General features: G+C 57.6%; 12 protein-coding genes. 11 read left to right on the top strand and 1 reads right to left on the bottom strand.

Annotated features, from left to right (window positions below; genetic code table 11):
* The first annotated feature begins 2 nt into the window (after positions 1 to 2).
* The 9 genes from J0G10_RS09395 to J0G10_RS09435 all read left to right on the top strand — a co-directional run bounded on the left by J0G10_RS09395 (position 3) and on the right by J0G10_RS09435 (position 11,862).
* Positions 3 to 707 carry a succinate dehydrogenase iron-sulfur subunit gene (locus tag J0G10_RS09395; protein ID WP_095050238.1) on the top strand — a complete coding sequence of 235 codons (705 nt, stop codon included), beginning with the start codon at positions 3 to 5 and terminating at the stop codon, positions 705 to 707.
* Between the two features lie 251 nt (positions 708 to 958).
* A complete protein-coding gene (locus J0G10_RS09400; protein WP_093439917.1) occupies positions 959 to 3,790 on the top strand; it encodes a 2-oxoglutarate dehydrogenase E1 component in 2,832 nt (943 codons plus the stop codon).
* Between the two features lie 42 nt (positions 3,791 to 3,832).
* A complete protein-coding gene (gene odhB, locus J0G10_RS09405) occupies positions 3,833 to 5,053 on the top strand; it encodes a 2-oxoglutarate dehydrogenase complex dihydrolipoyllysine-residue succinyltransferase (protein WP_134175178.1) in 1,221 nt (406 codons plus the stop codon).
* Between the two features lie 98 nt (positions 5,054 to 5,151).
* Positions 5,152 to 6,588: a dihydrolipoyl dehydrogenase gene (lpdA, locus tag J0G10_RS09410; protein WP_007919881.1), complete on the top strand. Its 1,437-nt coding sequence runs from the start codon at positions 5,152 to 5,154 to the stop codon at positions 6,586 to 6,588.
* Between the two features lie 182 nt (positions 6,589 to 6,770).
* Positions 6,771 to 7,937, top strand: a complete 1,167-nt coding sequence (gene sucC / locus J0G10_RS09415) for an ADP-forming succinate--CoA ligase subunit beta (protein ID WP_007919879.1) — start codon at positions 6,771 to 6,773, stop codon at positions 7,935 to 7,937.
* Complete coding sequence (sucD, locus tag J0G10_RS09420) at positions 7,937 to 8,818, top strand: succinate--CoA ligase subunit alpha (RefSeq protein ID WP_008082972.1); 882 nt, start codon at positions 7,937 to 7,939, stop codon at positions 8,816 to 8,818. Before sucC ends, sucD begins: the two co-directional genes overlap by 1 nt.
* A gap of 320 nt (positions 8,819 to 9,138) precedes the next feature.
* Positions 9,139 to 10,452: a branched-chain amino acid transport system II carrier protein gene (gene brnQ / locus J0G10_RS09425; protein ID WP_095124981.1), complete on the top strand. Its 1,314-nt coding sequence runs from the start codon at positions 9,139 to 9,141 to the stop codon at positions 10,450 to 10,452.
* 271 nt (positions 10,453 to 10,723) lie between these two features.
* The gene (locus tag J0G10_RS09430; protein WP_095050220.1) at positions 10,724 to 11,461 is read left to right on the top strand and encodes a DUF599 domain-containing protein; all 738 of its coding nucleotides are present in this window, start codon (positions 10,724 to 10,726) and stop codon (positions 11,459 to 11,461) included.
* Positions 11,461 to 11,862, top strand: coding sequence for an MAPEG family protein (locus J0G10_RS09435; protein ID WP_220558338.1), 402 nt, complete (start codon positions 11,461 to 11,463; stop codon positions 11,860 to 11,862). The genes J0G10_RS09430 and J0G10_RS09435 overlap by 1 nt, the downstream gene beginning before the upstream one ends.
* A 78-nt stretch (positions 11,863 to 11,940) precedes the next feature.
* Here the strand turns inward: J0G10_RS09435 and J0G10_RS09440 are convergent, their stop codons facing one another.
* Positions 11,941 to 12,177 (bottom strand): hypothetical protein, encoded by a 237-nt coding sequence (locus J0G10_RS09440; RefSeq protein ID WP_007919867.1) that lies wholly within the window; start codon positions 12,175 to 12,177, stop codon positions 11,941 to 11,943.
* 158 nt (positions 12,178 to 12,335) lie between these two features.
* On the opposite strand from J0G10_RS09440, the gene J0G10_RS09445 reads away from it, so the two are divergent.
* Together J0G10_RS09445 and J0G10_RS09450 are read left to right on the top strand one after the other, a co-directional pair.
* Entirely contained in the window at positions 12,336 to 12,812 is a 477-nt protein-coding gene (locus J0G10_RS09445) for a PaaI family thioesterase (RefSeq protein ID WP_095050222.1), read from the top strand.
* On the top strand, positions 12,809 to 13,261 hold the full coding sequence (locus J0G10_RS09450; RefSeq protein WP_220558339.1) for a PaaI family thioesterase: 453 nt from the start codon (positions 12,809 to 12,811) through the stop codon (positions 13,259 to 13,261). The genes J0G10_RS09445 and J0G10_RS09450 overlap by 4 nt, the downstream gene beginning before the upstream one ends.
* The last annotated feature ends 69 nt before the right edge of the window (positions 13,262 to 13,330 follow it).

A 13,330-nucleotide genomic window follows, 5' to 3' on the forward strand; every position in this document is an offset into this window, starting at 1 on the left:
CCATGTTGAATGTCAGTGTTTATCGCTACAACCCTGATCAGGACGCTGCGCCGTTCATGCAGGAATTCCAGGTCGATACCGGTGGTAAAGACCTGATGGTGCTGGACGTGCTGGCCCTGATCAAAGAGCAGGACGAGGGTTTCTCCTATCGTCGCTCTTGCCGTGAAGGCGTCTGCGGCTCCGACGGCATGAACATCAACGGTAAAAACGGTCTGGCGTGCATCACGCCGCTGTCCGCCGTTGTAAAAGGTAACAAGCTGATCGTTCGTCCGCTGCCAGGTTTGCCGGTTATCCGTGACCTGGTCGTCGATATGAGCATCTTCTACAAGCAATACGAGAAGGTGAAGCCTTACCTGCAGAACGACACGCCGGCTCCGGCCATCGAGCGTCTGCAGTCGCCAGAAGAGCGTGAAAAACTCGACGGTCTGTACGAGTGCATCCTGTGCGCTTGCTGCTCGACCTCTTGCCCGTCCTTCTGGTGGAACCCGGACAAGTTCCTGGGTCCAGCTGCACTGCTGCAAGCGTACCGCTTCCTGGCAGACAGCCGTGACACCAAGACCAACGAGCGTCTGGCTTCGCTCGATGACCCGTTCAGCGTTTTCCGCTGCCGGGGCATCATGAACTGCGTCAACGTATGTCCGAAAGGCCTGAACCCGACTAAGGCCATCGGTCACATCCGTAACATGCTGCTTTCGAGCGGCGTGTGATTCAGCTGCTGTAACCGCTGTACCGTAGAGGCTGTGGCGCGGGCTTCAACCCGCGTCATGGCTATAACCAGAGCAGTAGCCACAAGCTGCCGCTCTTATTTTGAAGAAATGAGACAAGCAGGGGCATCCGGGCTGGTACCCGGACTATCAGTGTGATCCTAAGTGGCTTGTTTTAGTCGCTGCATTCGGACTTCTGCAAGTTTGCTCGGTGTCGACATCGATGGTGTTCCCCTAACCGAGGGTGACCAAGCATGCAAGAAAGCGTGATGCAGCGCATGTGGAACAGCGCCTACCTTTCAGGTGGAAACGCTGCCTATGTGGAAGAGCTTTATGAGCTCTACCTGCACGACCCTAACGCTGTGCCAGAAGAGTGGCGCACCTACTTTCAGAAGTTGCCTGCCGACGGCAACTCTGCCACTGATGTTTCGCACTCCACGATTCGCGATCATTTCGTGCTGCTGGCAAAGAACCAGCGCCGCGCCCAACCGGTTTCCGCCGGCAGCGTGAGCAGTGAGCACGAGAAGAAGCAAGTTGAAGTGTTGCGATTGATCCAGGCCTACCGTATGCGTGGCCACCAGGCAGCCCAGCTTGACCCGCTGGGGCTGTGGCAGCGTCCTGCACCTGCAGACCTGTCGATCAATCATTACGGCTTGACCAATGCCGATCTTGATACGACCTTCCGTGCCGGCGACCTGTTCATCGGCAAAGAGGAAGCGAGCCTACGCGAAATTCACGAAGCGTTGCAGCAGACATATTGCCGCACCATCGGCGCTGAATTTACGCACATCACCGATTCCGAGCAGCGCCAGTGGTTCCAGCAGCGTCTGGAAAGCGTGCGTGGTCGTCCGACGTACTCCGCCGACATCAAGAGCCACCTGCTTGAGCGCGTAACCGCCGGTGAAGGCCTGGAAAAATACCTGGGCACCAAATACCCGGGCACCAAGCGTTTCGGTCTGGAAGGCGGCGAAAGCCTGATTCCGATGCTCGACGAACTGATCCAGCGTTCCGGTTCCTACGGCACCAAGGAAGTCGTCATCGGCATGGCCCACCGTGGCCGTCTGAACGTGCTGGTCAACACCTTCGGCAAGAACCCGCGCGAGCTGTTCGACGAGTTCGAAGGCAAGAAGAAGGTCGAGCTGGGTTCCGGTGACGTTAAGTATCACCAGGGCTTCTCGTCCAACGTGATGACCGCCGGCGGTGAAGTTCACCTAGCCATGGCGTTCAACCCGTCCCACCTGGAAATCGTTTCCCCGGTGGTCGAAGGTTCGGTGCGCGCCCGTCAGGATCGTCGTAATGACGCCACTGGCGAGAAGGTTCTGCCGATCTCCATCCACGGTGACGCTGCATTCGCAGGTCAGGGCGTGGTCATGGAAACCTTCCAGATGTCGCAGACCCGCGGTTTCAAGACCGGCGGTACCGTGCACATCGTGATCAACAACCAGGTCGGTTTCACCATCAGCAACCCGCTGGACTCGCGTTCCACCGAGTACGCCACCGACGTTGCGAAGATGATCCAGGCGCCGATCCTCCATGTGAATGGGGATGATCCGGAAGCCGTGCTGTTCGTGACCCAGTTGGCCATCGACTACCGCATGCAGTTCAAGCGTGACGTGGTGATCGACCTGGTCTGCTACCGTCGTCGCGGCCACAACGAGGCCGACGAGCCAAGCGGTACCCAGCCTCTGATGTATCAGCAGATCACCAAACAGCGCACCACCCGTGAGCTGTACGCTGATCGTCTGACCCAGGGCGGTGTGCTGGACGCAGAGCGTGTTCAGGCGAAAGTCGATGAATACCGCAACGCGCTGGACAACGGTCTGCACGTAGTGAAATCGCTGGTCAAAGAGCCGAACAAAGAGCTGTTCGTGGACTGGCGTCCGTATCTGGGCCATGCCTGGACTGCGCGTCACGACACTCGCTTTGATCTGAAGACCCTGCAAGAACTGTCCGCCAAGCTGCTGGAAATTCCGGAAGGCTTCGTGGTTCAGCGTCAGGTCTCGAAGATCTACGAAGACCGTCAGAAGATGCAAGCCGGCGGCCTGCCGATCAACTGGGGTTACGCCGAAACCATGGCGTACGCGACCCTGGCGTTCGAAGGTCACCCGATCCGCATGACCGGTCAGGACATCGGCCGCGGTACGTTCTCGCACCGTCACGCTGTGCTGCACAACCAGAAAGACGCGGGCACCTACATTCCGCTGCAGCACCTGTACGACGGTCAGCCACGCTTTGACCTGTACGACTCGTTCCTGTCGGAAGAAGCGGTACTGGCGTTCGAATACGGTTACTCGACCACCACGCCGGATGCGCTGGTGATCTGGGAAGCCCAGTTCGGCGACTTCGCCAACGGTGCACAGGTTGTAATCGACCAGTTCATCACCAGCGGCGAGCACAAGTGGGGCCGTCTCTGCGGTCTGACCATGTTGCTGCCACACGGTTACGAAGGTCAGGGCCCTGAGCACAGCTCGGCACGTCTTGAGCGTTACCTGCAATTGTGCGCCGAGCACAACATTCAGGTTGCCGTACCGACTACGCCAGCACAGATCTACCACTTGCTGCGTCGTCAGGTGATTCGTCCGCTGCGCAAGCCGTTGATCGTGCTGACGCCGAAGTCGCTGCTGCGCCACAAGCTGGCCATCTCGACCCTGGAAGATCTGGCCGAAGGTTCGTTCCAGACCGTGATCCCGGAAATCGATGCTCTGGACCCGAAAAAGGTCGAGCGCGTTGTTCTGTGTAGCGGCAAGGTCTACTACGACCTGCTGGAAAAACGCCGTGCCGAAGGCCGTGAAGATATCGCCATCGTGCGTATCGAGCAGCTGTATCCATTCCCTGAGGACGACTTGAAAGAAGTCCTGGCTCCATACACCAACGTCAAAAATGCCGTTTGGTGTCAGGAAGAGCCGATGAACCAGGGCGCCTGGTACTGCAGCCAGCACCACTTGCGTCGCAGCATCGGTAACCTCGACAAGTCTCTCGTACTTGAGTACGCGGGCCGTGAGGCTTCTGCTGCCCCAGCTTGTGGTTACGCATCGATGCACGCCGAGCAGCAGGAAAAACTCCTGCAAGACGCGTTTACCATTTAACGCCTTCGCGCACCTGAAACCGAATTTAAGGAACCACAGATAATGGCTATCGAGATCAAAGCCCCCACTTTCCCGGAATCGGTTGCCGATGGCACCGTTGCCACCTGGCACAAACAACCGGGCGACGCCGTCAAGCGCGACGAACTGATCGTCGACATCGAAACCGACAAAGTCGTACTGGAAGTTCTGGCTACCGCTGATGGCGTGCTGGGCGCAATCGTCAAGGGCGAGGGCGAGACCGTCCTGTCCGACGAAGTGCTGGGCTCCATCGTTGAAGGTGGCGCTGCTGCCGCTGCCCCAGCCGCCGCTGCTGCTCCGGCCGCTGCCGCTGCTCCAGCTGCTGCCGAAGGCGAAGACGATCCTGTTGCTGCTCCTGCTGCGCGCAAGCTGGCTGAAGAAAACGGCATCAACATCGCTTCCGTTGCCGGCACCGGCAAGGGCGGTCGTGTGACCAAGGAAGACGTGGTTGCTGCTGTTGCTGCCAAGAAAGCCGCTCCGGCTGCCGCGCCTGCCAAGGCTGCTGCTCCTTCGGCTGCTGCTCCTGTGTTCGCCGCTGGCGACCGCATCGAGAAGCGCGTACCGATGACCCGTGTTCGTGCCACCGTGGCCAAACGTCTGGTTGAAGCACAGTCGAACATGGCGATGCTGACCACTTTCAACGAAGTCGACATGACTGAAGTCATGGCCCTGCGTTCGAAGTACAAGGACCTGTTCGAGAAGTCCCACAACGGCGTACGCCTGGGCTTCATGTCGTTCTTCGTGAAAGCGGCCACCGAAGCGCTGAAACGCTTCCCGGCTGTCAACGCGTCGATCGACGGCGGCGACATCGTTTACCACGGCTACGCTGACATCGGTGTTGCTGTTTCCAGCGATCGCGGTCTGGTGGTTCCGGTTCTGCGTAACGCCGAACTGATGAGCCTGGCTGAAATCGAAGGCGGCATCGCCACCTTCGGCAAGAAAGCCCGTGACGGCAAACTGTCGATGGACGAGATGACCGGTGGTACCTTCACCATCACCAACGGTGGTACCTTCGGTTCGATGATGTCGACCCCGATCGTCAACCCGCCGCAGGCAGCGATTCTGGGCATGCACAACATCATCCAGCGTCCTATGGCCATCAACGGTCAGGTCGTTATCCGTCCGATGATGTACCTGGCACTGTCCTACGATCACCGTCTGATCGATGGCAAAGAAGCTGTGACTTTCCTGGTGACCATCAAGAACCTGCTGGAAGATCCGGCTCGTCTGTTGCTGGATATTTGATAGAAGCAGCTGCAAGTCTCAAGCTGCAAGCTGCGAGTAACCGCAGTTTGGCTTGAGGCTTGCGGCTTCACGCTTGCTGCAAAAAAGAGGATTTTTGAATGTCGCAGAAATTTGACGTAGTAGTGATCGGTGCTGGCCCTGGTGGCTACGTGGCTGCCATCAAGGCGGCGCAGCTGGGTCTGACCACTGCCTGCATCGAGAAGTACACCGACGCTGAAGGCAAGCAAGCCCTGGGCGGCACCTGCCTGAACGTGGGCTGCATTCCTTCCAAGGCACTGCTCGATAGCTCCTGGAAATACAAGGAAGCGAAAGAAAGCTTCAACGTTCACGGTATCTCGACTGGCGAAGTCAAAATGGACGTCGCTGCGATGGTTGGCCGCAAGGCTGGCATCGTCAAGAACCTGACCGGCGGCGTTGCCACCCTGTTCAAGGCCAACGGCGTTACTTCGATCCAGGGCCACGGCAAACTGCTGGCTGGCAAGAAAGTCGAAGTCACCAAGCCAGACGGCTCGGTTGAAGTCATCGAAGCTGAAAACGTTATTCTGGCTCCAGGCTCGCGTCCGATCGACATTCCACCGGCTCCGGTTGATCAGAAAGTCATCGTTGATTCGACTGGCGCTCTGGAATTCCAGTCCGTACCTAAGCGTCTGGGCGTGATCGGCGCTGGCGTGATCGGTCTGGAATTGGGTTCGGTCTGGTCGCGTCTGGGCTCCGAAGTCGTTGTTCTGGAAGCACTGGACACCTTCCTGATGGCAGCGGACACCGCTGTTTCCAAGGAAGCGCTGAAAACCCTGACCAAACAAGGTCTGGACATCAAACTGGGCGCTCGCGTAACCGGCTCGAAAGTGAACGGCGACGAAGTCGTTGTGAACTACACCGATGCCAACGGCGAACAGACCATCACTTTCGACAAGCTGATCGTAGCCGTTGGTCGCCGTCCGGTGACCACTGATCTGCTGGCTGCCGACAGTGGCGTGACCCTCGACGAGCGCGGTTTCGTGCACGTTGACGATCACTGCGCGACCACCGTACCGGGCGTTTTCGCCATCGGTGACGTGGTTCGCGGCATGATGCTGGCTCACAAAGCTTCGGAAGAAGGCATCATGGTTGTCGAGCGCATCAAGGGCCACAAAGCCCAGATGAACTATGACCTGATCCCTTCGGTTATTTATACTCACCCGGAAATCGCGTGGGTTGGCAAAACCGAGCAGGCCTTGAAAGCTGAAGGCGTTGAAGTTAACGTCGGCACCTTCCCGTTCGCCGCTTCCGGCCGTGCCATGGCCGCTAACGATACCGGTGGTTTCGTCAAGGTCATCGCTGATGCCAAGACTGACCGCGTATTGGGCGTGCACGTGATTGGCCCGAGCGCTGCAGAACTGGTTCAGCAGGGCGCGATCGGTATGGAATTCGGCACCAGCGCTGAAGACCTGGGCATGATGGTTTTCTCCCATCCGACCCTGTCTGAAGCCTTGCACGAAGCTGCTCTGGCTGTGAATGGCGGTGCCATCCACATTGCCAACCGCAAGAAGCGTTAAGACACAATAAGAAACCACGGCGGTAACGGCCCGTCGTGAGCCTTGCGAGCAAGTCTCACCGCGGAATGTCCGCTGGACGCAGTCTTGCGTAGCTCAGCTACGCAAGCAGCAGTCACAGGTGGCGCGGCACTCAAACGAGCGCAGCGCCGAATGCGCAGTACCTAACGAAGACGGTAAAAAGCATGAATCTTCACGAGTATCAGGGTAAGCAGCTGTTCGCTGAATACGGCCTGCCAGTTTCCACTGGTTACGCAGTAGACACCCCGGAAGCAGCAGCAGAAGCTTGCGACAAAATCGGCGGCAGCGAGTGGGTTGTCAAAGCCCAGGTCCACGCCGGTGGTCGCGGTAAAGCGGGCGGCGTTAAGCTGGTTCGCAGCAAAGAAGACGCCAAAGCCTTCGCACAGCAGTGGCTGGGCAAGCGTCTGGTGACTTACCAGACTGATGCCAATGGCCAGCCAGTCACCAAGATCCTGGTTGAATCGTGCACTGATATCGCTAAAGAGCTGTACCTGGGCGCTGTCGTTGACCGTTCGAGCCGTCGCATCGTGTTCATGGCTTCCACCGAAGGTGGCGTGGACATCGAGAAAATCGCTCACGACACTCCAGAAAAAATTCTCAAGGCCACTATCGATCCACTGGTTGGCGCTCAGCCATTCCAGGGTCGCGAGCTGGCATTCCAGCTGGGTCTGGAAGGCAAGCAGGTTGCTCAGTTCGCCAAGATCTTCGTAGGTCTGGCCAAACTGTTCAAGGATCACGACCTGGCTCTGCTGGAAGTGAACCCGCTGGTGATCAAGGCTGATGGCGATCTGCACTGCCTGGACGCCAAGATCAACATCGACGCCAACGCCATGTACCGTCAGCCTAAGCTGAAGACTTTCCACGATCCGTCGCAAGACGATCCGCGCGAAGCGCACGCTGCCAAGTTCGAACTGAACTACGTAGCACTGGAAGGCAACATCGGTTGCATGGTCAACGGTGCTGGCCTGGCCATGGGTACCATGGACATCGTCAACCTGCATGGCGGCAAGCCAGCCAACTTCCTCGACGTAGGTGGTGGCGCTACCAAAGAACGCGTAACTGAAGCGTTCAAGATCATCCTGTCCGACACCAACGTCGCTGCAGTACTGGTCAACATCTTCGGCGGCATCGTTCGCTGCGACATGATTGCCGAAGGCATCATCGGCGCTGTGAAAGAAGTCGGCGTGAAAATCCCGGTTGTTGTTCGCCTTGAAGGCAACAACGCTGAGCTGGGCGCTAAAGTACTGGCAGAAAGCGGTTTGAACATCATCGCTGCTACCAGCCTGACCGACGCTGCTCAACAAGTTGTCAAAGCTGCGGAGGGCAAATAATGAGCGTCCTGATCAATAAAGACACCAAAGTTATCTGCCAGGGTATTACCGGTTCGCAAGGTAGTTTCCACACCCAGCAAGCCATCGAATACGGCACCAAGATGGTCGGTGGCGTTACTCCTGGTAAAGGCGGCACCGAGCACCTGGGTCTGCCAGTGTTCAACACCGTTAAAGACGCAGTAGAAGCCACTGGCGCTACCGCCAGCGTGATCTACGTTCCGGCTCCTTTCTGCAAAGACTCGATCCTGGAAGCGGCATTCGGCGGCATCAAGCTGATCGTCTGCATCACCGAAGGCATTCCTACCCTGGACATGCTGGACGCTAAAGTTAAGTGCGACGAGCTGGGCGTAGTCCTGATCGGCCCTAACTGCCCAGGCGTGATCACCCCAGGCGAATGCAAGATCGGCATCATGCCAGGTCACATTCACTTGCCAGGCAAGGTCGGTATCGTTTCGCGTTCCGGCACCCTGACCTACGAAGCTGTTAAGCAGACTACTGACGCCGGTTTCGGTCAGTCGACTTGCGTCGGCATCGGTGGTGACCCGATCCCGGGTTCGAACTTCATCGACATCCTGAAGCTGTTCCAGGAAGACCCGAAGACCGAAGCGATCGTGATGATCGGTGAGATCGGCGGTTCGGCTGAAGAAGAAGCGGCTGCCTACATCAAGGCACACGTGACCAAGCCGGTTGTTTCCTACATCGCTGGTGTGACTGCTCCTCCGGGCAAGCGCATGGGCCATGCTGGCGCAATCATCTCTGGCGGCAAAGGCACTGCAGACGAGAAATTCGCTGCTCTGCAAGACGCAGGCGTGAAAACCGTGCGTTCGCTGGCAGACATCGGCAAGGCCCTGGCCGAGCTGACTGGTTGGGCTGTCAAGTAAGCCTCGCGCTTAACTGACGCTTTACCAAACAAAGGCCACCTTCGGGTGGCCTTTGTCGTTTCTGACATCCGCTGATTTATAGGCTTTCGCCCAATTACATGCAAAAACGCGACACGGAAACGTCGCGTATCGGATAGTTCGCCCTCTAACAGTGCGTTTACACGCCAAATTCGTTAGGCTAGCAGCCATTTTTGCGTCTGCCGCCCACAAGGCATGCAACGCGCTTTAAGGGTCAGTCCCATACGGATCGACAGCATTTCCCTAATTACACAGGGCAATCCCCCTCTAAATTCCGATTTCAGTAGTGTGGTATTACCTTAATGAAAGTTTTGAAAGGTCAGGACATCCTGGCACTTGGCTTTATGACATTTGCCCTGTTCGTTGGGGCTGGCAACATTATTTTCCCGCCGATCGTGGGCTTGCAGGCCGGACCTCATGTCTGGATGGCCGCGCTGGGCTTCCTGATCACTGCGGTCGGTCTGCCGGTGATCACCGTCGTTGCACTGGCCAAGGTTGGTGGGGCGATGGATACGCTGAGCAGCCCGATCGGCAAGATTGCCGGCGGCATTCTGGCGGCTGCGTGCTACCTGGCGGTCGGCCCGTTGTTCGCCACCCCGCGTACCGCAACCGTATCGTTTGAAGTCGGTCTAGCGCCGCTCACTGGCGAAAGCCCGCTGGCACTGTTCCTCTACAGCTCGGTGTACTTCCTGCTGGTGTTCTTCATCTCGCTCTACCCTGGGCGGTTGCTGGACACCGTTGGCCGTTTCCTCGCGCCATTGAAGATCATCGCGCTGGCGGTCCTGGGTATCGCTGCATTCGCTTTGCCGGCGGGTGACATCGGCCATGGCACGCCAGAATACGTGGCGGCACCGTTCTCCCAAGGCTTTATCAATGGTTACCTGACCATGGATACCCTGGGCGCGCTGGTGTTCGGCATTGTCATCGTTAACGCGATCCGCTCCCGTGGCGTCGAGTCGCCCGCGCTGATCACCCGTTACGCGATCATCGCCGGGCTGATTGCCGGTGTCGGTCTGGCGCTGGTGTATGTCAGCCTGTTCCGCCTCGGTTCCGGCAGCCACGAAGTGGCGGTGGGCGCGACCAACGGCGCGGCGGTACTGCATGCCTACGTGCAACACACCTTCGGTTCGCTGGGCAGCGGTTTCCTCGCGGTGTTGATCTCGCTGGCGTGCCTGGTGACAGCGGTCGGCCTGACCTGTGCTTGCGCTGAGTACTTCAGCCGTGTGTTGCCACTGTCCTACAAGACCCTGGTGATCATTCTGGCGGCGTTCTCGCTGCTGGTGTCCAACCTGGGCCTGACCAAGCTGATTGCCTTCTCGATCCCGGTGCTGACCGCGATCTACCCGCCGTGCATCGTGCTGGTAGCGCTGAGCTTCTGCAAAGACTTCTGGCATGAGCACGGCCGCATTCTTGGTCCGGTGATGCTGGTATCGTTTGTGTTTGGCACCATCGACGCGCTGAAAGGCGCGGGTCTGGCCGACTGGATGCCATCGCAGCTGTCCCACCTGCCGCTGAGCGAGCAGGGCCTGGCCTGGTTGGTGCCGTGTGTGATGACGCTGGTGGTTGCAGTGGTTTGCGATCGCATGCTGGGCAAGCGCAGCGAAGCGGTTGCCTGACGTTGCCTGACCCGCCATAAGCGGGTCTTCAACGCTTAAACAGAAATGCCCCGTATCAATCGATACGGGGCATTTTTTATGCGCGTCAGGCAGTGTCTTTTTCCCTAGGCTAACGTCGAAGAGTTGCCGAAGTCCTAATGTGGGAGCGAGCCTGCTCGCGAAAGCGTTGTGTCAGCCGCCATCACTGTTGCGTGATACGCCGCTTTCGTCGGAACGCCGCCCGGAGCAGGCTCGCTCCCACAGGTAGCATCCATACTCCACAGGGAATTGCATGTCGTTCATCCAAGCCAACCTGATCCACCTGCTCGCCGCCGTCTGGTTTGTCATCTGCTGGGGTGGTTACACCCGTTATGCCGGCTGGAAAGCCCGCGACACAGCGTGTCTGGCCAGTGTGCTGCACCTGTACCGCGAGGACTGGATGCGCCGTATGTTGCTGCGTGACAACCGCATCGCCGACGCCAGCGTGATTGGCAATCTTGAACGCAACGCCTCGTTCTTCGCCTCAAGCACATTGATTATTCTCGCCGGCATTCTCACCGTGCTTGGCGCGTCAGAGCGGGCGGTTTCGTTGCTGGCGGACATCCCGATGGTGCAACAGGCGTCGCAGGGCATGTCGGAGATCAAGTTGCTGTGTCTGGCGATGGTGTTCGTTTACGCCTTCTTCACTTTTAGCTGGTGCATGCGTCAGTACAACTTTGCTGCCGTACTGGTGGGTTCGGCGCCGATGATCGGCGAGCGGCAGGTGTCGGAGCAGGAGCGTAAAGCCTTTGCCTTGCGGGCGGCGCGAGTGATTTCAATGGCGGCCAACCAGTTCAACTTCGGCTTGCGTTCCTACTACTTCGGCATGAGCATGCTGGCCTGGTTTGTGAGTCCATGGTTGTTCATGCTGATGAGTGCCGGCGTCGTGGTGGTTCTGTACCGCCGGGAGTTTCATTCCGACGTTCTCGATGTCATGGTCTATACCCCTACAGAAGCCCCCCTTCCCGAAACAAACAGAGAGGTCGCTTGATGAGTATTCCGTTCTGGTGTGTGTTTATCAGTGCGCTGTTGATCTATATCGCGCGTATGCCGGTAGGCAAAGCGATGAAAGAGCAGGGTGGTTACAACAATCACCTGCCGCGTCAGCAACAGGCGCAATTGACCGGTTACGGCGCGAGGGCGCTGGCGGCGCATCAGAACAGCATCGAAGCGTTCATGTTGTTCGCAGTCGGTGTGTTGATGGCGCACACCACGCAAACGGCAGGATGGCTGATCGACACATTAGCGATCGTCTTCGTGATCGCGCGACTCTTCTACTTGTGGTTCTACCTGGCCGATCTTCCCAAACTGCGCAGTCTGGTCTGGATAGTCGGCGTATTGTGTTCGCTGTTGCTAATGATTAGTCCGACTTTTAGAACTGTCTTGCTCTAAGGCGACTCTGGCGTTAATTGCCAGGCAAAAGAAAACCCGCACTTGGCGGGTTTTCTTCTTTCTGCAGCAAAAAGCGAATTATTGCTTCTTGGCAGCTTCTTCTTGTGCAGCAGCGTTCGATTCAGCCTGAGCTTTGGCAGCTTCGGCGTTTTCTTTCGCAGCGTCGTTCACTTTATCCTGAGCTTTGTTCATGTCTTGCTGAGCTTGTTCAGCATGTTGGTTGGCATCTTGAGCTTTGTCCTCGGATTTTTTATCGCAGGCAGCGAGACCGAGGGAAGCGGTCAACATCAAGGCAATAGCAAAAGTCTTACGCATGGGGTGTTTCTCCTTATGGAAAATAACTACTGGCCTTAAGAACTCGGCGCTACAGGTTAAGTTCCTCATTTCTTTCAGATATATAAGTTTGTTTTTACACGGAACTTTTGCTGTTTTGCTCACTACTGGCAAAAGGCTCTAACGAGAGTAATTATCAAATGGCCGAAAACACCGTTTTTGAGCGTGCGACGCGGTTTCTATCGGCGCTGCGTCACTGTCAGGTACTCGGTTTGCAGGTGCACAGCGCCTCGGCCGAAGGGCTTACGGTGATCTTGCCGTACAGCGAAAAAATCGTCGGCAATCCCCGGACCGGAGTCATTCACGGCGGGGCGATTACTTCATTGATGGACACCGCCTGCGGGATGTCGACCCTGTGCGTGTTGCCGGAGTTCGAGGTGTGTCCGACCCTCGATCTGCGCATCGATTACATGCACGCCGCCGAGCCGAACAAGGATGTGTATGGCTTTGCCCAGTGCTACCGAGTGACCACCGATGTGATATTCGCCCGAGGCTTTGCTTATCAGGATGATCCCGAACAGCCCATCGCCCATGTGGTCGGCACCTTCATGCGCATGGGCAAGGGCCTCAAAGGCACCAAAGGTTTCGGCGGCGCGATCAAGGGAGAAAGTCAGTGATTGACGACCTCAAGCAACAATTGCAGCAGGCCCATGCAGAGGGTGATTACGCGCCGTTGCTGGAACTGATCCCGTACGCCGGGCTAATCGGTATCGAGTGTTCGCGAGTCGGTGATGAACTGTTGTTCAAGCTGCCGGCGAACAAGGACAACATTGGTAACCCTTTATTGCCAGCGATCCACGGCGGGGTGATTGCCGGATTCATGGAGCTGGCCGCCGCCCTGCATCTGTTGATTTTCACCGGTGCGCCTGGCGTGCCGAAGATTATCGACTTCTCCCTTGATTACCTGCGCGCCGGGCAGTTCCGCGATACCTGGGCCAAATGTCAGGTCTGCCGTCAGGGACGCCGCGTCGCCAACGTTGCGATCACAGCCTGGCAAAGCACTGAAAGCGAACCGATTGCCACCGCGCGTGCGCACTTCAAAATCGAGGAGCCCTTGAAATCCTGAACAGCGCCCCAAACTCACAAGACATCCCGCCGTCGACCATTTCGGGTCGCGGCCACTGCCATCTGATTG

The sequence above is a fragment of the Pseudomonas germanica genome, assembly GCF_019614655.1.
Taxonomy (GTDB): Bacteria; Pseudomonadota; Gammaproteobacteria; order Pseudomonadales; family Pseudomonadaceae; genus Aquipseudomonas; species Aquipseudomonas neuropathica.

Excerpts from the sequence above, each read along its gene's own strand:
- J0G10_RS09445 (WP_095050222.1), top strand. The coding sequence starts at position 12,336 with ATGGCCGAAAACACCGTTTTTGAGCGTGCGACGCGGTTTCTATCGGCG.
- sucD (WP_008082972.1), top strand. The coding sequence starts at position 7,937 with ATGAGCGTCCTGATCAATAAAGACACCAAAGTTATCTGCCAGGGTATT.
- odhB (WP_134175178.1), top strand. The coding sequence starts at position 3,833 with ATGGCTATCGAGATCAAAGCCCCCACTTTCCCGGAATCGGTTGCCGAT.
- J0G10_RS09400 (WP_093439917.1), top strand. The coding sequence starts at position 959 with ATGCAAGAAAGCGTGATGCAGCGCATGTGGAACAGCGCCTACCTTTCA.
- J0G10_RS09430 (WP_095050220.1), top strand. The coding sequence starts at position 10,724 with ATGTCGTTCATCCAAGCCAACCTGATCCACCTGCTCGCCGCCGTCTGG.
- brnQ (WP_095124981.1), top strand. The coding sequence starts at position 9,139 with ATGAAAGTTTTGAAAGGTCAGGACATCCTGGCACTTGGCTTTATGACA.
- sucC (WP_007919879.1), top strand. The coding sequence starts at position 6,771 with ATGAATCTTCACGAGTATCAGGGTAAGCAGCTGTTCGCTGAATACGGC.
- lpdA (WP_007919881.1), top strand. The coding sequence starts at position 5,152 with ATGTCGCAGAAATTTGACGTAGTAGTGATCGGTGCTGGCCCTGGTGGC.
- J0G10_RS09395 (WP_095050238.1), top strand. The coding sequence starts at position 3 with ATGTTGAATGTCAGTGTTTATCGCTACAACCCTGATCAGGACGCTGCG.
- J0G10_RS09440 (WP_007919867.1), bottom strand. The coding sequence starts at position 12,177 with ATGCGTAAGACTTTTGCTATTGCCTTGATGTTGACCGCTTCCCTCGGT.
- J0G10_RS09435 (WP_220558338.1), top strand. The coding sequence starts at position 11,461 with ATGAGTATTCCGTTCTGGTGTGTGTTTATCAGTGCGCTGTTGATCTAT.